The sequence below is a fragment of the Bacillus sp. FJAT-27986 genome, assembly GCF_001685035.1.
In the GTDB taxonomy this organism is placed as follows: domain Bacteria; phylum Bacillota; class Bacilli; order Bacillales; family Pradoshiaceae; genus Pradoshia.
The window spans coordinates 276,475-296,749 of record NZ_MAYV01000015.1 but is presented as its reverse complement, the minus strand read 5'-3'; the positions used below and the strand labels follow the sequence as shown (position 1 = coordinate 296,749).

The window sequence follows — 20,275 nt, the reverse complement described above, 5'->3', positions numbered from 1 at the left end:
TCTATTAAGACCATTATGATTGAATTGTAAATTCAGGTACCCCTTCGAAAGCGGTTAATTCATCAGCTGTAAATTGCACTCTAATCTCTTTTTTTTCATGAACCTGTAAATAAGCTGTTACTTGTTTTTCTTTCTTTACCGAATCGGAAACAGGAAAATGCAACGTTACCTGCTGTGATTGATGCTCATAATTTTGCAGTATAATTTTGCATTCATACAGATTACCTTCATCCTGCTCTTCTATTGTACATTCGCTTTCCAAATATTCTATAGCATTAGCTCCATTCTCAGCAGCATAAATATACGTTTTGGCAGAAGTACTTAATAGACTGTTAATTACAAAAGGAATAGCAAACAATAAGACAACCAAAAATACCGGTTCAAATTTCATATATTTCTTTAAAATCTGAGGATGCTCCATAAATAGCCATTTCAAAAATAACAAGATTCCGCTGACCTGAATGATAATGGATACAATCCAAACATAAGAGACCCCAATCTCGGCTGTAACAGGAATAGAGTACGCTTGAAACAGTTGATGGCCTATAGTTTCATCCTGACCGGGCCATTTCAGTTGTAATACTAACCCCCAAATAAATATAACTGCTCCCAGTGTATGATAGGAAGTTTTGATCACATTACCCCTCCATCCCTTTAGTATAATATTCCTATTATAGTAGGGAGATGGAGAGATTTTCAATTAATCAGTTCATAAATTTTCCTCATATAACTTCTTCTTCAAAATATTCAGGTTTATGAATATGAAGCATTCGATCTTTTATGGATAGAATCTGATCCTTCTTTAATTTATTTACGACCATACTTACGGTTTCTCTGGAGGTTCCGGACATAACAGAAATTTTGGTTGTTGTAATCGGACAGTTAATACGAATGACCCCTGATTCTTCTTCACCCAAATCATTCATTAAATAATCAATCGTATTCAACACTCTTACATGTGCACTAGGGGTCATAACGTTTTTAACTCGATTTTCTTGTACCGCAAGCAACTCATTGACTTGTAGGATTACTTTTTTAAGAAGTGCAGAGTTTTTTGCCACAATACTTTCGAATGCATCCGCTACCATATAGAAGACCCGAATATCTGTTTCTGCAACGGCACTGTGATTGTAGTCCTCATTTTTAAATAAGCCCATATAAGGAAAGACCGTGTTCTTTTTGACGTAACTTGTATATAATAAGCTACCCTGTTGATTCGATTTTTCAAGCATAACAAAGCCTTCAAGCAATATATATATCCTGAGTCTCGGATCTCCTTCAAAAAATAGATATTGACCCTTCTTATATGTTCTTTCATATATAAAAGGCTCCAGTTCTTTTATCTCTTTTTCTGATAAGCACGAAAATAGGTCAACTTGTCTTAATAATTGAATTGCTTTTGCTTTCATTCGAACACCCACTTATATGTATTGTTCAGTTTACTATCAATTCTTCTATTAAATTCAGCTTGCAAACAAAATATGTTTAGAGCTGATAACAATATAAAAATCCCTTTAAGGCAAGATTCTACTTAACCTTATTTCACTCCATTGACATTTAAATTATTTTACAAACATACCGGATGCTGATCGATTGGACCTTATCCTTGCAGTAATATAGTATGGGAGCGAGTAACCATACGTATGATTTGAATATAGTTTCTATTCTATTACTATCAAAATGTATAATATCTCTTCTTTAATATTATCAAAAAATTATATTAAAATAATTAAAAGTAGATAAAAAAACAAAAAAGTATGTATTTTTAATAAATTTATTATTAAAATACATACTTTTTTTAACTCTATACATATTTGTTTAATTGGAACGTCATTTACATTCTCGCAGCACTACTTATTTTTGCCTGATTCAATTCAACATTTGCTTCTTCTATAAGAATAGAGTAATCTAAATTGTCTGTCGCTACCCGTGTAGACGCTCCCATAGATACAGTGAAATCAATTATATTAGATGCTAATTTATTTTCATCTACAAGCTGAATAAGCCCATTTCTTAATTCGGCTTGCCTCTCTCTTATTTGTTTACCAAATAGTCCTGAAAAGATGACAGCAAATCTGCTTCCCTCTATATGAGCTACCACTCCCTCTCCGTTCACTGCCACGCATAATTTTTTAGATACTTCCATTAATACTTGGTCACTATAGGTAAATTCCTGATCTCTCCTATACTCCTTCGTATAATCAATTTCGATTAAATATAATGTAACAGGTGTTCCAGACTTTTTAGATTCAAGCCAAACCTCAGTTAAATAAGAATTAAAATAACGTCGATTTGGGATATTTAAAATATAATCTGTGAATGACATTTGCCGTAATTGTTCATTTTTTTCATTTAATAGTTTTATTGAATTAAATTGGTCAGTTATCTCACTGAATACGAGTACAACTGCTTCTATATGTTTATCTGCATTTAAAACAGGATTGGCACTAACTTCGAGCCAAATAGGCTGTTGAAATTTGAAATTTTTTATGCCTATAACTTCTTTTTCAACCGGTTTACACGTATTTAATGAAACCGATATTGGGATATCATTTTTATGCATTAGATTTCCATTTCTGTCTACGAGTCCCCATAGGCCATCAATCAATGATACAGAAGAAGCACTTTCAGCTGCTATTCCAAGGATCTCACTCCCAACTCGATTTATATCAATAATTTTCCCTTGGGAATCACTGATAATGATTCCATATAAAATCGAATTAATAGATTGTCCCCTCTCCATATCACCCACGTTTATTGGCTGTCTGGATATGTAATAGGATTGAAGACTAATAACAAAAATCAATAAACCAGAGAGGAGGATTGTTCCAAATTCCAAATGTTCATAATCAAATAGGATTACTATAAAATTCAAGCCTAATAACAAGAGAAACAGAGTGAGAAATACCGGATAATATCCTATAAATAAACCCGGTAATTTTCCATATGACTTTTGTCTCATTCATTCACCTTTTCTTTACATATTATTTATATAGTTCGCACTTATGTGGTTTTATATGACTATCTCTTTATTATAAAATAAAAAATAACAATAACTGCCATGTAACATATTCTTAAACTAAATATAAAATAGTAATTTATCATTCATAAAAAACATCTATTTTGAGCCATATTAGATTGTTATTAAACAAAAAATACCCCCTGCCGATTTAAGATCAGCAAGAGGTATTCAATGTTAATTTCCTTATGAAGATGTAGAAAACATGTATTTCTTATGATGGTATCTTATGCTGAATATTAATCCGAGCGCCATCATATTGCCGAGCAATGAACTTCCCCCATAGCTTAAAAATGGTAAAGGAATACCGGTAATCGGCAGCAAGCCGATCGTCATCCCAATATTTTCAAACACATGGAAAGTCAGCATACAGATTACACCAACACATATATAGGTATTAAAATCATTTTTAGTTTCAAGTCCAATTTTTGTCATGTTATAGATCAATAAGAAGAATAAGCTGATGACAATACTTGAACCAAGGAATCCGTATTCTTCTCCAATGACAGCAAATATGAAATCTGTGTGACCTTCTGGCAAGTAAACTTCCCTATTTCCAAATCCCTTACCGGATGTGGTGCCGGATCCAATCGCTAATAGTGATTTAATTAACTGGTATCCTTCTGAGGAAGTATAGTTATACGGATCAAGCCATGCATATATACGCCCAAATTGATACTGTTTAACATGGAAATATTTCTCCATAATATTTGGATGCCATACAACGAGGTAAAAAATAACTCCAACTAACAGTGTGCCACCGCCAAATATCGGTAAAAGCAATTTCCAAGTGATACCCGATACAAAAATCATCCCAACCATAATCGCAATCATGACAAGAGAAGTACCCAAATCGGGCTGTTTCATGACAAGCAAAATCGGAATAGCTGTAGTAAGTACGATTTTACATAAAAGGATGAAGTCCGTTTGAAGTGTTTTAATCCGATGCTTCAAATGATGATTTTGGATAAGAGCCGCCAACGCCAAAATTAGAAATACCTTCATAAATTCCGATGGCTGAATTGAACCAATACCAGGAAATCTAAACCAGCTCTTTGCTCCATTGACAACTGGAGCAATACTTGTTGGTGCAATTATAATGGTCATCAATAGAAATAAGCCAAAGAAGTATAAATACCAGCTCATTTTTTTCATTTGGTCAGCATCAAATCTCATGATCACAAATGCAAGGCTGATTCCTACGATATACCAGACAATTTGCTTTACAAGAAAGTTTTCGGCATATTGACCTGTCGTTTGTGCACTATATATAGCCATACAGCTTGTTATAAAAAGCAAAAATACAATAAATAGAAGACCATAATCTATTCTCGACGTGAAATTTTTATTGTTAGACATGATAAACCACCATATTCATTACTAGTTAGGCCAGTAGCCATTTTCTTTATTATACTTGAACAAGATAAAATCACAACTGACACGGCATCAAGAATATAATTCCTGAAAAAGATAATTATACATATAAATCATTATCAATTCCACTTTCTGCAATACAGTTCTTCTTTTTACTATTTTTAATGGATTCTAATTGTACCAGTTTTATAGATTTGAACTACAAACATTTGCATCTGCAAGGAATCTTAAAATCGTTAATTTTTTCTATTTTCCATGATTAGTGTTAATGAGAAAAGTAATAAGGGTACATACTACTAAAGAGCTGACTAAAGGAGTGATCTTTTATGGAACATAAATCTAAACAAACATTCCGTCATACATATATTCCTTTAACTTCCTCTACAAGCGGAATGGGTATTGAGGTAAAAGAAGATATTTATGTCCTGAATACGCAAATTGTCAATGTGACACTGGCCGGACTTCCTAATCAAGACAATTTTGTTCTGATTGATGCCGGTATGCCTAAAGCAGATGACGAAATTATTGAAGCAGTAAACAAACGGTTCGGTGAAGGCAGTATGCCAAAAGCGATTATTTTAACACACGGCCACTTTGACCATGTTGGTGCACTCGAAGAATTACTGGATAAGTGGGATGTGCCCGTATATGCACATGAGCTGGAAATCCCTTATTTAACCGGACAAAAGAATTATCCTGAACCTGACTATAAAGCAGAGGGCGGACTTGTTCCGGATATTGCCCGCTTCTTTCCTAATCACGGCATTGATCTTGGCAATAAAGTGCAACCTCTTCCTGCTGATGGGAGTGTTCCTGAAATGCCTGGATGGAGATGGATCCATACGCCTGGGCATACACCTGGACATATTTCATTATACCGAGAAGATGACGGCTTCCTGATTGCCGGAGATGCATTTGTTGGTGTAAAACAGGAATCCCTTTATAAAGTCCTTACTCAAAAACAAGAAATCAGCGGTCCGCCCCGTTATTTCACAACAGACTGGAAAGCCGCAAAAGATTCAGTCATACAATTAAACCAGCTAAATCCAAACTTTGCTGTAACAGGTCATGGTCTTCCTCTCCTTGAGGAATATTTAAAAAAAGAGCTTAACATCCTAGCATCCAATTTTGATGAGATGGCCATTCCGAAACACAGTATTTACAAGGAAGAAGAATAGGCACTTTTTTCAAATGGACACCCTTTTTGATGCCTCTATAGACAATCGAGAATGTCCTGTTAAATCACCTTCTATAAAAATAAAAAAGGAGATTAGATAGTTTCTCTACCTCTAATCTCTTTTTTCATTTCTCTATTTCCGTAATCGAAGGATCCTTCAGTTAACATACAAAGAGACTCAATCATAAACAGCTGATAAATTTAAAATACATTTGTCATCGGTTACTTATAAAATACGAATCAGCTGATTGTGCAGGTTCCGTATTCTAACATTACAAGAAACTCAACTATATATTTCATTTCTCTATCCCTGTACCCTCTATCACATTCGTTCACATAATCTGTAAGGTTAGAATGATTCGCACGAATTATGCTGCAATTCCATTTAATTTTAAGGATATAATAAATATTTTTACTTTGTTCGCCTTTTCCAGTGACTTACCTCTACGAAACAAACACGTTGATTGAGCCTCTTTATAGGTTAAAACTTTGTATATGATCCTTCTGCCTTAATAATAACTCATATCCCATTCAAATAAATGCCTACATTTTGAACTTTTTGTTAATTATTACCTATTTATTTTACACACCCCTCCATATTTCCTTTATGATTATCTTAGAAATGCTGAAAAGGAGCTGCCAAAGGTGAAAAGGATTCTATTGATAAGTTTTACAGCTATTATCATAATCTTACTTATTTACATATCCATTCTTCAATTCAATATGTATCGCTACGCAAATCAAGAACAGGAGAAAACAATTGATTATATTATTGTACTCGGGGCAAGAGTAAAAGGTGAAACACCATCTCTGTCACTAAAGTACCGTATTGATGCTGCGGCTGACTTTTTAATAAATCATCCTAAATGTATGGCAATCCTATCCGGTGGCCAGGGAGATGGTGAGGATATTTCAGAAGCTGAGGCAATGAAAAGAGGATTAGAGGAATACGGTATACCAAGCAACAGATTAATTCTCGAAGATGCTTCGACAAACACGAAAGAAAACATATCATTTTCTAAAGAACTTATACCAAGCCACCTAAATTCTGGTGCCGTTGTAACAAATGATTACCACCTCTATCGAACAATCAAAATAGCTGAGAAACTAGATTTAAAATTAACTGGAATCCCAGCTAAAACACCTAAAATTTCAAGGCTGAAGTCACATGTCAGGGAGTACGCGGCTATAACATCCTATCGGCTAAAAAAAGACATTAGCTGGTGATTGGAATCAAAAAAAAGAAATGTAGATTATGGCTGTCCCATTTTCTGCATTTCTTTTTAGTAACATCTTGTTATTCCCACGGTCTTTTTGTTGTGATGTATTCAGCAAGCTCCTTACTTTGGATACGATGAAGTTTTCGTTTAGCAGCGCGAATGCTCCCTGTCTCATTCAGTTTCTTCTCTTCCTCAGTTTCAGGGACGATGGTTGGAACACGACATGGCCTTCCTCCTTCATCTAGTGCAACAAAAGTAAGAAATGCTGTGGCTGCAATTTTACGTTCTCCACTCATTAAATTTTCAGCAATTACCTTTACAAATACCTCCATAGAGCTCTTACCAGTATAGGTCACATATGACTCCAAACATACAGAGTCCCGGGTTGTAATGGGATTTAGAAAATCTACAGAATCTGTTGAAGCCGTAACCACCGTTTTACGGCTATGTCTCGTCGCTGAAAGTGAAGCTGTCATATCAATATCACTCATTAACTTTCCGCCAAATAACGTATTATGATCGTTTACATCGCTCGGAAATATACGGTTTGTTTTTACAATTCTTGTTTCACTGCATGTCTTTGTTTCCAAGTTGTTACCTTCTTTCCTTCTATACGCTCATTTATTCTTTTTATATCTTACTATATGGAATGTTTCAACCAATACGATTCAGTGTACAGACAATATTAGTACAATTTAAGGAATCATCAAATTTGATAAATTGTTGTATAAATTATTTAATTAAATTATGGTATGCGTATAATTCCCATAACCTTTCCTGAAGGAGGAATTTAATTGAAGAGATTATTAGCCGCACTAACAGATAGGGTTACTACTAAACGCGGCATGTGGATAACGTTAATTGCATGGTTAGTGGTGACCTTAGGATTATTCTTATTTGCACCAAGTGCCAAAGATTATGATGTGTCGAGTATACAAACATTACCTGATGATGCAAAATCCGTTATTGCCAACGAAGAACTGAACAAATATTTTAAAGATGATCAGGGGGTCCCAGCCCTTTTAGTATTCTCAGCTGAGTCAGGAAAAGCAGACACGCAGACAATAAGTCAAGCGATGGATGTGATCATTAAGGAAGATATAAAAGGAGTTAAGGAAGCTGTTCCTTTTTCTTCACTGCCTCCACAGGCACAGGTACAATTCTTATCAAAGGATGGAACAACAGCTGTTGTACCGCTTAATTTTGAAAGCTCACTTGAGTCAAAAGAGATTCAAGCCGGTATTGAGGATATCTATGCTGCAGTAGAAGATACCACTGCTGATATGACATTCAAGATTACTGGACCGGCGGGAATTGCCGCTGATACATTGGGCTTATTTTCAAAAGCCGACCTTGTCTTATTATTTTCAACAGTTGGATTGATTTTAGTCCTGCTAATTGTTATTTATCGTTCCCCATTATTGGCACTTATTCCGCTTTTGGCTGCTGGTTTTGTGTATATAGTAGTAGATCAGTTGCTCGGAATAATGGGGAAAGCTGGTTTGGAAATGAGCACGCAATCTCTCTCCATTATGACCATTCTCTTATTTGCAGCTGTAATAGATTATTCTCTATTTGTCTTTGCACGATATCGAGAAGAACTGAAACGTTATACCAGCAAGCATGAAGCAATGAGTTTGGCGATGCGAGAAACAGGCGAACCTGTTTTCTTCTCAGGCGGGACGGTTTTGGCTGCCATGCTTGTCCTATTCCTAGCTAAAAATGGGGATTATCAAAGCTTTGCACCTACCTTTGCCACAACGATGTTTATCATCATGATCGCATCAGTGACACTCGTTCCGGCTTTATTTACCCTATTTGGCCGAAAATCCTTTTGGCCTAAGGTCCCTCAGGTTGGGGAAAGCAATCAAACAAAAGCTACTTTCTGGTCCAGAACTGCAAACTTTGTTACCACCAAGCCTTTAATGGCTGGAGGAATTGTATTTGCTATTCTACTTATCTCTGCCTTAAACATATTTAATATAAAATATGAATTTGATACAGTAAAAGGATTCCCAGAGGATATGCAATCTCGCGAAGGCTATGAGATTGTGGAAGAAAAGTTCGATAAAGGTGACTTGGCACCAACAACCGTTTTACTTAAATCTGAACAATCTATTTCAAAAGACCAAAGTGAAAAACTTGCAAAAACACTTGAAGAACAAAATCTAGTGGCAAGTATTCGCCAATCAGGTGCTACTGAAGATGGAAAAGCACTACAGTACAGCCTTTCATTTTCAGAAAGTCCATATGCATTAGAATCCTTAGATGCTTTAGAGTCCATACGAGACAAATCAGATAAGCTCTTAAAAGATGCAGACATTGAAGGGGAGCTATACTTCGCTGGAGAAACTGCTACAAAAGTGGACGATCGAACCATTAATGATCGGGATATTATCGTGATTGTCATTGCAGAAACATTACTCATTTTAGTCCTACTGTTTGTTCTGACCAGATCCTTCAAGATGCCGATTTATATGATGGGAACGATTTTGCTATCCTTCCTGGCAGCTCTAGGCCTTGGAACATTTTTAACAGATATCCTATTTGGTATTGATGCTATTAACACCCGTGTACCGCTGTATGCTTTCGTTTTCCTTGTAGCACTGGGTATCGATTATAATATTATTTTAATATCCAGATACAAAGAAGAACGTGAAAAGCACCCTGTTAAAAAAGCTGTAGAAATCGCGGTGGCTAATACAGGCGGTGTCATTTCCTCCGCTGGAATCATTCTTGCGGCCACATTCGCTGTATTAATGACACAGCCCATAGCCGTTTTATTTGTTTTTGGTTTTATTGTAGCAATAGGCATTATATTGGATACATTCCTTGTAAGAGGCCTATTACTGCCTTCTCTAATCCTGTTCTTTGAAAAAGATGCAGATCAACAGAAAGAAGTTCATTCAACTAAACTGTAATTTAACCCACCAATACCCGGTATTGATGACAGGATTTAAATGTCACCGATACCGGGTATTGATATTTTATAGTTTGGAAAAGAATAATTTGATCCGTCTTTCATTATATTCACCAAAATCAACCATTATAGAAAGTATGACTGTGTATCAATATCCGAATCACTAGGAGGACAGGATATGACCGAACAAAATTTTGCTAAACAACAGGAAGAACAACGACTATCAACCATTATCAAGATTATTGAGAATAAAGCCAATAAGCTGAACCAATCATCAGGTGGACTCAAGGATGAAGTCATTTATATTCGTAAAACCTTTTGGGAAGATGTCACCGTCAATATGGACAATGTTGAGGATGCAGTCGAAACATTGGCGAGCATAAAACAGCAATCTGAATTACTGTCAGAAAGAGAAAGAACCCAACATCAGATTACGAAGCAACTAAAAACACTGGACCTACTTAAAGACTCCCCATATTTCGGCAGGATTGATTTTCATGAAGACGGTGAAGAACAAATAGATCAAGTCTATATTGGAATTGCTTCTCTAATGGATCAGAACAATGAAAATTTCCTGATCTATGATTGGCGTGCCCCAATCTCGAGTCTATACTATGACCACTCACCCGGACCCGCTGAATATCAAACACTCGAAGGGTCCATCACGGGCACGATGGAGCTAAAGAGACAATATATCATCAAAAATGGAAAGCTTAAAAGTATGTTTGATACCGGCTTAACAATAGGGGATGAACTCTTAAAAGAAGTTCTTGGCACCCGTGCGGATAATCAAATGAAGAATATTGTTGCCACGATTCAAAAAGAGCAAAATAAAATTATTCGTAACGTACAAAGTAAGTATTTGGTCGTCCAGGGTGTGGCCGGAAGCGGTAAAACTTCGGCTGCCCTTCAGCGCGTGGCTTTTTTACTATATCGTTATTTTGGGAAGATCAAATCAGATCATATCTTATTATTTTCTCCAAATCCCTTATTCAACAGCTATATAGCCACTGTTCTGCCTAATTTAGGTGAAGAAAACATGCAACAAATTACTTTTCAGGATTATATCGAAAAGTATGTAGGTAACGAATTTGATATCGAGGATCCTTTTCAGCAAATGGAATACGTATTGAAAAATGAACAGGATGAATATTACCAGGCTCGACTTGAAGGAATTCGTTTTAAATCCCATTTGCAGTATAAACAATTGATAGATGCCTATATTCACCATCTCAGTCGACAGGATTTAAAATTTAAAACAATTTCTTTTCGCGGTGAAACACTTATTTCGGCAAGTGAAATTGCGGAATACTTTTACTCTCTTGATAACAGGAGTCCTATCCAACTTCGTATGCAGACCGTGAAGGATTGGCTTTTACAAAAGCTGGATCAAAAAGAAAAACTCGAATATAAAAAAGAATGGGTAGAAGATGAACTAGAGTTACTTGAAACAGATGAATATACCGAGACTTATTTGGAGATTCAGGCAAAAGATCGCTTGTCAGAGGACACATTTAATGATTTTGAACACGAGAAAGATGAATTGGCAAAAAAATTAGTTCGTAAATATTTTAATCCAATAAAAAAAGCCATTAAAAATCTAAAATTTATCCATGTAAAAGCTATCTATAAGAACTTCTTCCTTAATGGCTATAAATATATCAATGATGCAGATTATCCTGAATCATGGCCAAGGATTTGTGATTACACCTTAGACAAATGCAAACAAAACCAATTAGCCAATGAAGATGCAACAGCTTATATTTATTTAAAGGCACAATTGGAGGGGCGAAAAACTAATAATATTATCCGGCACTTATTTATTGATGAGGCACAGGATTATTCGCCATTTCAATTTGCTGTTCTTAAACAACTTTTTCCAAATAGTAAAATGACCATTTTAGGCGACTTTAATCAGGCTATTTATGCTCATTCGATGAATGCGCCAACCCTTCTGTCTAATGAGCTGTATGAGTCAGAGAGCTTTGACAAGATGGTTCTGACAAAGAGCTACCGATCAACCCGTCAAATTGTTGACTTTACGAAGGAAATTTTGGGCAATGTCCAAATTGAGCCATTTAATAGAACTGGGCCAAAACCTACAATAAAAATCGTAAATAACAATTCAGAACGGACCCAGGAAATAATGAATCTGATCGCTTCTTTGGAGAACGCTGGTCATCAAACCATTGCGATTATATGCAAAACAGAAGAAGAAACTCGGAATGCCTACGTAGAATTATCAAAAAACCTCGATGTCCAGCTCATGCAAAAAAACACCTATTCGTATAATAAGGGAATATTAATTCTGCCTTCCTATTTATCAAAAGGAATTGAATTCGATGCTGTCATTATTTTTGATGCATCAAAAGAAACCTATAGCCGCGAATTGGAGAGAAAATTATTCTATACGGCTTGTACAAGAGCTATGCACGAACTCTATCTGGTTAGCAGTGATGAAATGAGTCCATTTCTTGATGGGATACCGACTGATTTATACCATGTTGATTAAAGGCATAAAAAGACCTGAATGGGCTATAACCCTTCAGGTCTTCTCCATTTATGGAGTTATTTATTCTTGTCCCGGAAAATAGATGGTAAAGGCTGTCCCTTCACCAGGCTTGCTTTTTACACGGATTGACCCTTTCATCGAATCAATTATCCGATATACCGCCATCATTCCAAGACCTGTTCCTTCTACCCCTTTTGTTGAATAATAGGGCTCGCCCAAACGCTTTAATTGTTCATTGGTCATACCAATGCCCGTATCGATGATATGTATATCTACACCTTTTCTCTTATGATCCGTGTTGATTGTAAGAGAACCCCCATGACCCATTGATTCGATTCCATTTTTTAAGATATTAACGAAACATTGCTGAAATAATTGCTTTTCTCCTCTCACTATAAAGGAAGCTACTTCAATCTGAATACGTACATTTCGCATAGTAGCCAGCGGCTGAACAATATCAGCTACTTTATTCAACTCTGCTTGAATATTGATATCTTCTTTACTGTTAATATGCGGTTTAGCAAACGCCAGAAAATCTTTAATAATGTTATCAGCCCGGTCCAATTCGGATAGCGCAATATCAATATACTGCTCCTTTTTTTCCTTCGTAAGATTCTCATCACTTCTTAATAATTGTAAAAATCCTTTCGTGGCTGTTAATGGATTACGAACTTCATGTGAAATTGAGGCTGCTAAATGACTGACAGACTGCATCTTTTCCGTATCAATCAATTTACTTTTAAAGTTTCTGTTTTTCTCTAGCCTTTCTATTGAATAAACAAGCCAGACCGTTCCAGTTATATACAAGAAAACATATAAAATTTGATTTAGTGTTTTAATATCGTTAATCATTATAATTGTAAAAATCTCCATAATAGCCAAAGAGGAAATAAGCGCCGTTACAAAGGAGGCTACTAAACGCTGTCTGGTCATTAGTTTAACGTATTGCTCTCTAATAACCATTGCAGAGAAAAGGGCAAAAAAACCTGAAAAGAAGTGAAACCATTCAAATGAAGTGGTGTAAAGGATAGACGTAGTAAGCGTCAGCATATATAAACTGATACCAACCGCATACCCACCATAAAAGATACCGATAAAAATGGAGATAGAACTAAAATTCATGATCTGAAAGACAGGAGGTGATTCAGCAGTGAAGAATACAATATTAATAAGAATCGCAATCGCTTGACCAATTCCAACGATTAAAGGACTAATCACTCCAGGTACCTCATATTTAACATGCCAAAAGTAAATGAATTGAATAATAATCAGAATGATAAATAGATTAATAAATAAATTTGCAATGAATTCACTTGTCATCTGATTCTCCTTCTAAACACATCTATACTTTGAAGTTTAGAGGAAAATATATCCAAAGTAAATTATTATTTTTAGAAGTCTCAGTATATTAATCTAAACTCATAAAAGCTAGAACTCTATATTATTAATCTTTTCGTAACCTTCAAAGGCGAGCCTCCAAAACATACTGCAATAATCCCCCTTCATTTCCGGGATAGAAAGTCCTGCATACATTAATTCATCTCCACCATATATTAAGGATGTATGTTTATCGAGGTATTCTTTCTCGGGATTTAACCCCCTGAGCCTCAGAATATGGAACGGTTCTGCAGGCTGTGCCATCATTCTGAAATACATCACAACCGTTTCAGATAAATCTTGACTGACAAATTGCCAAGCTGCCTGATTTCCTGCAAATGGGCTAAGTAATCGATAATACGTGCCATATTGTATAATCGGACGAATTTCCTTATACAAGGAAATCTGGTCTTTGATCATTTCTTTTTCTAATTGACTCAGTTTGGAAAAATCCAGCTCGTATCCTAGATTTCCTGACATAGCAACATGTCCACGCATGTTTAAAGAAGTGTGACGATGCACCTGATGGTTTGGGCTTGCTGACACATGAGCTCCCATTGTCACCGGCGGATACACAAGGCTTGTTCCGTGCTGGATTTTCAACCTTGAGACAGCATCTGTATTGTCACTCGTCCACACCTGAGGCATATAAAACAGCATTCCTGGATCATATCTTCCCCCTCCCCCTGAACAACTCTCAAATAAGACCGTTGGATGGCGGCTAGTCAATACCTCTAATATATAATATAGTCCCAAAATGTAGCGATGCCCTGTTTCTCTTTGGCGTTCTATAGGTAAAGCAAGTGACCCCACTTCCGTCATATGTCGATTCATATCCCACTTCACATAGCTAATAGGAGCAGATAATAAGACATTTGAAACCGATTCAATAATGTACTCACATACCTCGGCTCTTGTTAGATCGAGGACCAATTGATTACGTCCTAATGATTTCGGGCGATTGGGCACTTGAATGCACCAATCGGGATGATTTCGATATAAGTCACTTTCCATAGATACCATTTCAGGTTCAAACCAAAGCCCAAATTTCATCCCAAGCTGATTAATTTGCTCTGCCAGCTTTTTTAACCCGCCAGGTAATTTTTGCTTATTTACATACCAATCTCCAAGAGAAGTTTTGGCGTTGTTACGTTTTCCGAACCATCCATCATCCAGGACAAATAATTCAATCCCAAGCTCCTTACCTTCTCGTGCAAGCTTTAAAAGCTTGTCAGAGTCAAATTTAAAATACGTAGCCTCCCAGTTATTTAACAATACTGGCCGCAGACAATCTCTGTGCTGCCCTCTCGCCAATCGAAAGCGATATAATTCATGATAAGTTCTCGACATGTCACTGAAACCCTTATAAGAATAAACCATAACGACTTCCGGTGTTTGAAAGATTTCTCCTCTCCCCAAATGCCAACTAAAATTAGAGGGATTAATACCAATGGAAAGGCGCGTGGTTTCATACTGATCAACCTCAGCCTGCGCTCTAAAATTCCCACTATAAACCAGACTGAACCCATATACTTCTCCATACTCTTCATTTGTATCTGGCTTTGCCAGGCACATAAAGGGATTATGCTGATGACTGCTGGCCCCACGTCTGCTCTCGATGAGATGGCTTCCGGCTGTTAAACGTTTTCTCGATAGATTACATTCATTCGCATGGGCGCCATATAAAGTGAGCAAATCAAATTCGCTTTCTCTAAAATCTACAGAAGCACTCATGACTTTAAGTATACATACTGGGTTATCTCCATGATTTATAAACCGGACTGACCGAGTGATCACATTGGATTGCTCGTATGTACTATACGTCAATATCGCCTGAAGCCCCGTTTGATTATCCATAAGGGTAAAATCTATAGAGGTTGCTTCCTCTTCTTCTTCAATGTACGTAGCAGGTAACCCGGTTAATTTTCGTTTCCCTTTATATATGTGAAAATGTTTATATTTTAAATCAGTAACGGCTGAACCATCCGAAAATTGAACTTGATAGGCCGGCGTACGAAAATCAGTGTTGTTTGCTGGATATTCCTGAGGCAACGTATCAAGGGAAAACGTTCTGTCAAACCCTTCTGGTTGTGGAGAGAACAATCGGTACTTAAACTGTAATTGATTGCTTTCATTCACATCCTTGATCCTTTTCCCCCAATATAAATGAGACAGATATGCTTGATGATAGATTTTTATCACATAGCTCATTTCACCAGCTTGCAAATGGAATATTTTCCGTTTAGGACAGTACGACACTCCCATTTTGATCTCCCTCATATCTTTTCTTCTATATATATGTACACGAAAATACCAACTTGCTCATAAATGCAAAAAAAAAGAAGCCTTAAAATAAGGCTTCAAAGCGAAATCTTCATCTATTTAAATAATGTCTTCTACCCAAGGGGGCAAGGCAGTCGACAGTTATTCTCAGTTATTATTTCTCCGTTACTGTAACAGGTACGGTTTTCTCCACCCCATTTCGATAAAGCTTGATTTTGACCTTATCTCCATTTGCAGCATTAGAATACAAGTATTTTCTGAACTCCCCAAGTGTAGTGACTTCCGCATCATTGATTGCCACTACCACGTCCTTAGCCTCTATACCTGCTTCAGCAGCGGGAGAACCGGTTTCCACCTGAGTTACTAACACTCCACTTGTTATCTCGGAAGGAAGATTCAATTGTTGCTGCAATACATATTGAGGTATTTCGGATATAGATTGCAAGCCTACACCAATATATGGACGTTGTACTTTTCCATCGGCAAGAAGGTCATTCACAATATCTGAAACATCCTTACTTGGAATAGCAAACCCTATTCCCTCAACCTCTTCAGATGATATTTTCATACTGTTGATACCAATAACTTGTCCGTCGGAATTGACAAGCGCTCCGCCACTGTTCCCAGGGTTTATAGCTGCATCCGTTTGAATTGCATCCATATCCCATTCACCAGCAGATGTAGCAACCGTTACTGTACGCTGCAATCCGCTGATAATTCCCTGGGTTACGGACCCCGAGAAGTCAAGACCCAAAGGGTTACCTATTGCCAACACTGGTTCACCAACACTTAGCTTTTCAGAGTCTCCGAATTCGGCTACTTTTGTCACTTTGCTTCCATCAATTTTTAATACCGCCAAGTCTGTTAATGGATCTGTTCCAACCAGTTCAGCCGTTATCCTTGTACCTTCTGCCAAGGACACCTCAATAGTATCTGCATTCTCAATAACATGATTATTGGTCACAATAAATGCATCTTTTCCCGATTTTTTGAAAATAACCCCAGAACCAGTCCCGCTCTCCTGGCTGTTATTGGACTCCTCATTGATTGTTGGTTGGCGGTAGTCATAGTAATTAGATGAGTTTTGTATATTCACTATACCTACAACCGCAGGAGAAACCTCCTCAATCATTTGAATTAGTTCAGAGGTTGTTTTCGTAGAGTCAACAATCTTCAGGCCATCCTCATCATTTACCTTATCATTTGTAGCAATGGCTGTTTTAACAGGTCCATCATCACCTGGCAGTACGCCTGATAAATCAACAAAACCTAAGTAAGAACCTGCTCCAAGTGCCACCATTCCACCAAGAATTGCGGTAATGACTGGTGTCAGCCATCTGGACCTTTTTTTCTTCTCTCTTGTAGATCTAACCTCTGCTTGATCATCAGATGCTTGAAGCGGTTGTACTTCCACGCATTCATTTACTTGTTCATTATTTTCATCTGTCATATCTTCTTCCTTGGCAGAGCTTAGTTCATGATATCCACGATATGAAATAATTTCTGTTTCAATATCTTTCTCGTCTGGTAATGCAGGAATCTGAATATTATCCTGATTAGCAGTATCTATTGGTCTATCAAAATCATCATAATCACGACGGTTATTGTTTTCCATCCAAATTCCTCTCCTCACTCATTAAACTGTCTATTTAATATATTACGATAATTGTAGAATAATTGCATTTCTGCTCTTCTCACTATCTAATTTACTAACTGTATGTGTCAACAAAATGTCAAAATCTTTTCTCCTCTTAAAAAATTTAAAAGCTGCCTGTTCTTTGGCAGCTTTTAAACATATTCATTATGTTCTGGGGGCCTACAGGATGTAGGTCACAAAGACGTTGCCACAGGACATGGCGTTTTTAGTCTTTGTCCCTTACCCTTAATCCTTCCGAGCCTCTGTCTTATGCTCCTCGCGGGCCTACAGGATGTAGGTCATGAAGACGTTGCCACAGGACGTGGCGCTTTTAGTCTTCGTTCCTTAAACGAGGCTCTTCAGCACTATGGTAATCCGGCTTCAGAGCCTAGGAGTTCGGGACATAAGCATAGCCTCTTCGGGGAAGAACATCCCCTTCGAGCCTCTGTCTTATGCTCCTCACGGGCCTACAGGATGTAGGTCATGAAGACGTTGCCACAGGACGTGGCGTTCTTAGTCTTCGTTCCTTAAGATAAGGCTCTTCAGTACTATAGTAAAGGTTGTACCTTCTTCACTGCTATTCGTTAATACCAAATCTCCATCCATTGCATTGGCGAGCATTCTGCTGAATGGGAGTCCTAGTCCTAGACCGCGGATTTTGTATTTTTTATCTTCTCCTCGATAAAAACGTTCAAATATTAAATCCTGCTCGGCAAGCGGGATTCCCGAACCGCTGTCCTGTACATCGATTGCGACATGATCCTCATCATATTTATAAATACGGACCTCTATCGTTCCCTCTCCTTGAATAGCATGCTTGGAATTATTCAAGAGATTAATCATAATTTGCTGCAATCGCAGAGGGTCCGCCGATACTACCATATCTTCTTTTGGTTGCTGTACAGTAACTTTAACAAGTTGATCATCCTGCACAATATCCCATTGGTAAATCATTTCATTAATGACCTCACCAATTTTTACAGACTCTCTGTTAACAGGGATGGCATTGGCTGTAAAGGAGTTGAACTCCAATAAGTCTCCCACCATTTTTTGCATACGAGTCGTTTCCTGTAAGGATATGGCCAGAAACTCTTTTGCTTCTTCCCCTGTTACAACTCCATCATTAACGGCTTGAAGCAAACCGCTGATAGACGTTACAGGCGTCTTTAATTCATGTGTTACACCTGCCAGCAATTCAGCTCGCATAGCTTCAAGCTGCTCCAATTTAATAGCCATTTCCTTAAAGGAATGGACTAAATCATAAACTTCCTGTTCATTTACCTCTTCAATAAGTTCAATAGTATAATTTCCTTTTTGAACCTGCTTAGCTGCTTCAGCTACATTCTCAATCGGCTTAACCAGTCTTTTGGATAAAAAGTAAATCGCAACCCATCCGAGCAAGGCCAAACTTAAAATCATAATCAAAAGTAATTTGTATTCCTGATCTACTGCAGTTAACTCATCCTCAGATTGCATAACGACAATCCAACTAATCACCGTATCATTCACAATCATAGGCCGCTTAACCAAATAATAATCTCTGCCACCAATATTGTTTAATTGTTTCACTTCATCCTTACTATTAAGCAGTGCAGTTGAAAATGAAGATACATTAAGGTGATTACTTGAACGATTCTCAATTACTATTTTTCCATTTACATCCACCACATAAATGGACGGATTGCCGCTGACCTCTAATAATTTTTTTCGATTGGCAAAAACCTCTGGATTCTGCTCTGTTTGAATATCAGTTCCAACCATTTGATCCAGTATTCGCGCTGCTACTTCCTCAGCCAAATATTTATTAATATCCAGGTTCTTATTAAGAGTGGATTGCCTGATAATGATTCCTGTAAGGAATCCTATGACAATAAGTCCAATAAACAGGGTAACCAGATATCGTGTCGTCCAGTATTTCAACAAACTGACACGTTTAGTCGGATGGTTTTTCTTTTTTTGACCCAAGTGCTTCAGAAAATACATTTGCAGTTTATTATTTTTTTTCATAGACACTTAATTGATACCCCAATCCTCGCAGAGTTTTAATTTCTCCTTCAGATGCAGGCCAGTTTTGCAGAGACTTTCTCAGCCTTTTGATGGACAAATCTACCGCTCGGTCACTGCCGTCGTAATCCATCCCCCATACATGATCAATTAATTGATCTCTCGTAAATAATTGATTAGGATTTTGTGCCAAGAAGATGAGCAGTGAGAGATCGCGCGGTGTTAAGTCAAGCTCTACTCCATTTAATGTAACATTATGAGCTTTCATATAAATGCACAACGCGCCAAACTGTTTCTTTTCCTTATCATCAATGACCTGTCCAGATCTTCTCAATACTGCCTGGACACGGGCAACCACTTCATCTCCAATGAAGGGTTTAGTGATATAGTCGTCAGCTCCATCATTTAAGCCTGTGAGCTTGTAATTAATATCACCAAGTGCTGTGAGCATAATAACAGGGCATGCGCTTTTCGTACGAATTTCTTTTAATATATCCCATCCACTCATACCTGGAAGCATAACATCGAGCAAAACAAGATTCGGTTGAAACTCCTCAAATTTAGCAATGGCTTCACCACCTGTAAATACTTGTTCAACTTCGTAGTTTACTTTCTTCAAGTAAGCCTTTAAAACCTGGCTGATGGCTTTTTCATCTTCTACAATCATGATTTTTTGCATCTTTCGTACTCACTCCTCGAGGATTAAAAGATAGGACAAAAATCCCCGATAACTCGGAGATTTTCATTAAACAA

The 20,275-nt window shown here is 37.2% G+C and carries 14 protein-coding genes; 4 read left to right on the top strand and 10 right to left on the bottom strand.

What is annotated here, in order from left to right:
* Positions 1-13 precede the first annotated feature (13 nt).
* From A8L44_RS12315 to rodA, 4 genes are all read right to left on the bottom strand, one after another.
* The gene (locus tag A8L44_RS12315) at positions 14-637 is read right to left on the bottom strand and encodes a hypothetical protein (RefSeq protein ID WP_066106434.1); all 624 of its coding nucleotides are present in this window, start codon (positions 635-637) and stop codon (positions 14-16) included.
* Positions 638-722: 85 nt separating this feature from the next.
* On the bottom strand, positions 723-1,409 hold the full coding sequence (locus tag A8L44_RS12310; RefSeq protein WP_066106431.1) for a Crp/Fnr family transcriptional regulator: 687 nt from the start codon (positions 1,407-1,409) through the stop codon (positions 723-725).
* A gap of 425 nt (positions 1,410-1,834) precedes the next feature.
* Positions 1,835-2,962 carry a sensor domain-containing diguanylate cyclase gene (locus A8L44_RS12305; RefSeq protein ID WP_066106428.1) on the bottom strand — a complete coding sequence of 376 codons (1,128 nt, stop codon included), beginning with the start codon at positions 2,960-2,962 and terminating at the stop codon, positions 1,835-1,837.
* Between the two features lie 243 nt (positions 2,963-3,205).
* Positions 3,206-4,378 (bottom strand): rod shape-determining protein RodA, encoded by a 1,173-nt coding sequence (gene rodA / locus A8L44_RS12300; protein WP_066106425.1) that lies wholly within the window; start codon positions 4,376-4,378, stop codon positions 3,206-3,208.
* 341 nt (positions 4,379-4,719) lie between these two features.
* Between rodA and A8L44_RS12295 the strand changes: the two genes are divergently transcribed.
* Positions 4,720-5,571 carry an MBL fold metallo-hydrolase gene (locus A8L44_RS12295; protein WP_066106422.1) on the top strand — a complete coding sequence of 284 codons (852 nt, stop codon included), beginning with the start codon at positions 4,720-4,722 and terminating at the stop codon, positions 5,569-5,571.
* A gap of 644 nt (positions 5,572-6,215) precedes the next feature.
* Entirely contained in the window at positions 6,216-6,797 is a 582-nt protein-coding gene (locus A8L44_RS12290) for a YdcF family protein (protein WP_066106420.1), read from the top strand.
* A 70-nt stretch (positions 6,798-6,867) separates the two neighbouring features.
* On the opposite strand, the gene A8L44_RS12285 is transcribed toward A8L44_RS12290, so the two are convergent.
* Positions 6,868-7,380, bottom strand: a complete 513-nt coding sequence (locus tag A8L44_RS12285) for an acyl-CoA thioesterase (protein ID WP_066106417.1) — start codon at positions 7,378-7,380, stop codon at positions 6,868-6,870.
* A gap of 204 nt (positions 7,381-7,584) precedes the next feature.
* On the opposite strand from A8L44_RS12285, the gene A8L44_RS12280 reads away from it, so the two are divergent.
* Positions 7,585-9,711, top strand: coding sequence for an MMPL family transporter (locus A8L44_RS12280; RefSeq protein WP_066106414.1), 2,127 nt, complete (start codon positions 7,585-7,587; stop codon positions 9,709-9,711).
* 177 nt (positions 9,712-9,888) lie between these two features.
* Complete coding sequence (gene helD / locus A8L44_RS12275) at positions 9,889-12,222, top strand: RNA polymerase recycling motor HelD (RefSeq protein WP_066106410.1); 2,334 nt, start codon at positions 9,889-9,891, stop codon at positions 12,220-12,222.
* 60 nt (positions 12,223-12,282) lie between these two features.
* Here helD and A8L44_RS12270 read toward each other — a convergent pair whose 3' ends face one another.
* From A8L44_RS12270 to A8L44_RS12250, 5 genes are all read right to left on the bottom strand, one after another.
* Positions 12,283-13,542: a sensor histidine kinase gene (locus A8L44_RS12270; protein WP_066106409.1), complete on the bottom strand. Its 1,260-nt coding sequence runs from the start codon at positions 13,540-13,542 to the stop codon at positions 12,283-12,285.
* 108 nt (positions 13,543-13,650) lie between these two features.
* A complete protein-coding gene (locus A8L44_RS12265; RefSeq protein ID WP_066106406.1) occupies positions 13,651-15,864 on the bottom strand; it encodes an alpha-galactosidase in 2,214 nt (737 codons plus the stop codon).
* A 172-nt stretch (positions 15,865-16,036) separates the two neighbouring features.
* Positions 16,037-17,497, bottom strand: coding sequence for a S1C family serine protease (locus tag A8L44_RS12260; RefSeq protein WP_139063850.1), 1,461 nt, complete (start codon positions 17,495-17,497; stop codon positions 16,037-16,039).
* A 534-nt stretch (positions 17,498-18,031) separates the two neighbouring features.
* Positions 18,032-19,525: a HAMP domain-containing sensor histidine kinase gene (locus A8L44_RS12255; RefSeq protein ID WP_254654723.1), complete on the bottom strand. Its 1,494-nt coding sequence runs from the start codon at positions 19,523-19,525 to the stop codon at positions 18,032-18,034.
* The gene (locus A8L44_RS12250; RefSeq protein WP_066106403.1) at positions 19,512-20,201 is read right to left on the bottom strand and encodes a response regulator transcription factor; all 690 of its coding nucleotides are present in this window, start codon (positions 20,199-20,201) and stop codon (positions 19,512-19,514) included. The genes A8L44_RS12255 and A8L44_RS12250 overlap by 14 nt, the downstream gene beginning before the upstream one ends.
* Positions 20,202-20,275: the final 74 nt, after the last annotated feature.

Bases quoted from the DNA above. Each gene is read 5' to 3' on its own strand.
- A8L44_RS12310 (WP_066106431.1), bottom strand. From the start codon at position 1,409: ATGAAAGCAAAAGCAATTCAATTATTAAGACAAGTTGACCTATTTTCG.
- A8L44_RS12305 (WP_066106428.1), bottom strand. From the start codon at position 2,962: ATGAGACAAAAGTCATATGGAAAATTACCGGGTTTATTTATAGGATAT.
- rodA (WP_066106425.1), bottom strand. From the start codon at position 4,378: ATGTCTAACAATAAAAATTTCACGTCGAGAATAGATTATGGTCTTCTA.
- A8L44_RS12295 (WP_066106422.1), top strand. From the start codon at position 4,720: ATGGAACATAAATCTAAACAAACATTCCGTCATACATATATTCCTTTA.
- helD (WP_066106410.1), top strand. From the start codon at position 9,889: ATGACCGAACAAAATTTTGCTAAACAACAGGAAGAACAACGACTATCA.
- A8L44_RS12270 (WP_066106409.1), bottom strand. From the start codon at position 13,542: ATGACAAGTGAATTCATTGCAAATTTATTTATTAATCTATTTATCATT.
- A8L44_RS12265 (WP_066106406.1), bottom strand. From the start codon at position 15,864: ATGGGAGTGTCGTACTGTCCTAAACGGAAAATATTCCATTTGCAAGCT.
- A8L44_RS12260 (WP_139063850.1), bottom strand. From the start codon at position 17,497: ATGGAAAACAATAACCGTCGTGATTATGATGATTTTGATAGACCAATA.
- A8L44_RS12255 (WP_254654723.1), bottom strand. From the start codon at position 19,525: ATGAAAAAAAATAATAAACTGCAAATGTATTTTCTGAAGCACTTGGGT.
- A8L44_RS12250 (WP_066106403.1), bottom strand. From the start codon at position 20,201: ATGCAAAAAATCATGATTGTAGAAGATGAAAAAGCCATCAGCCAGGTT.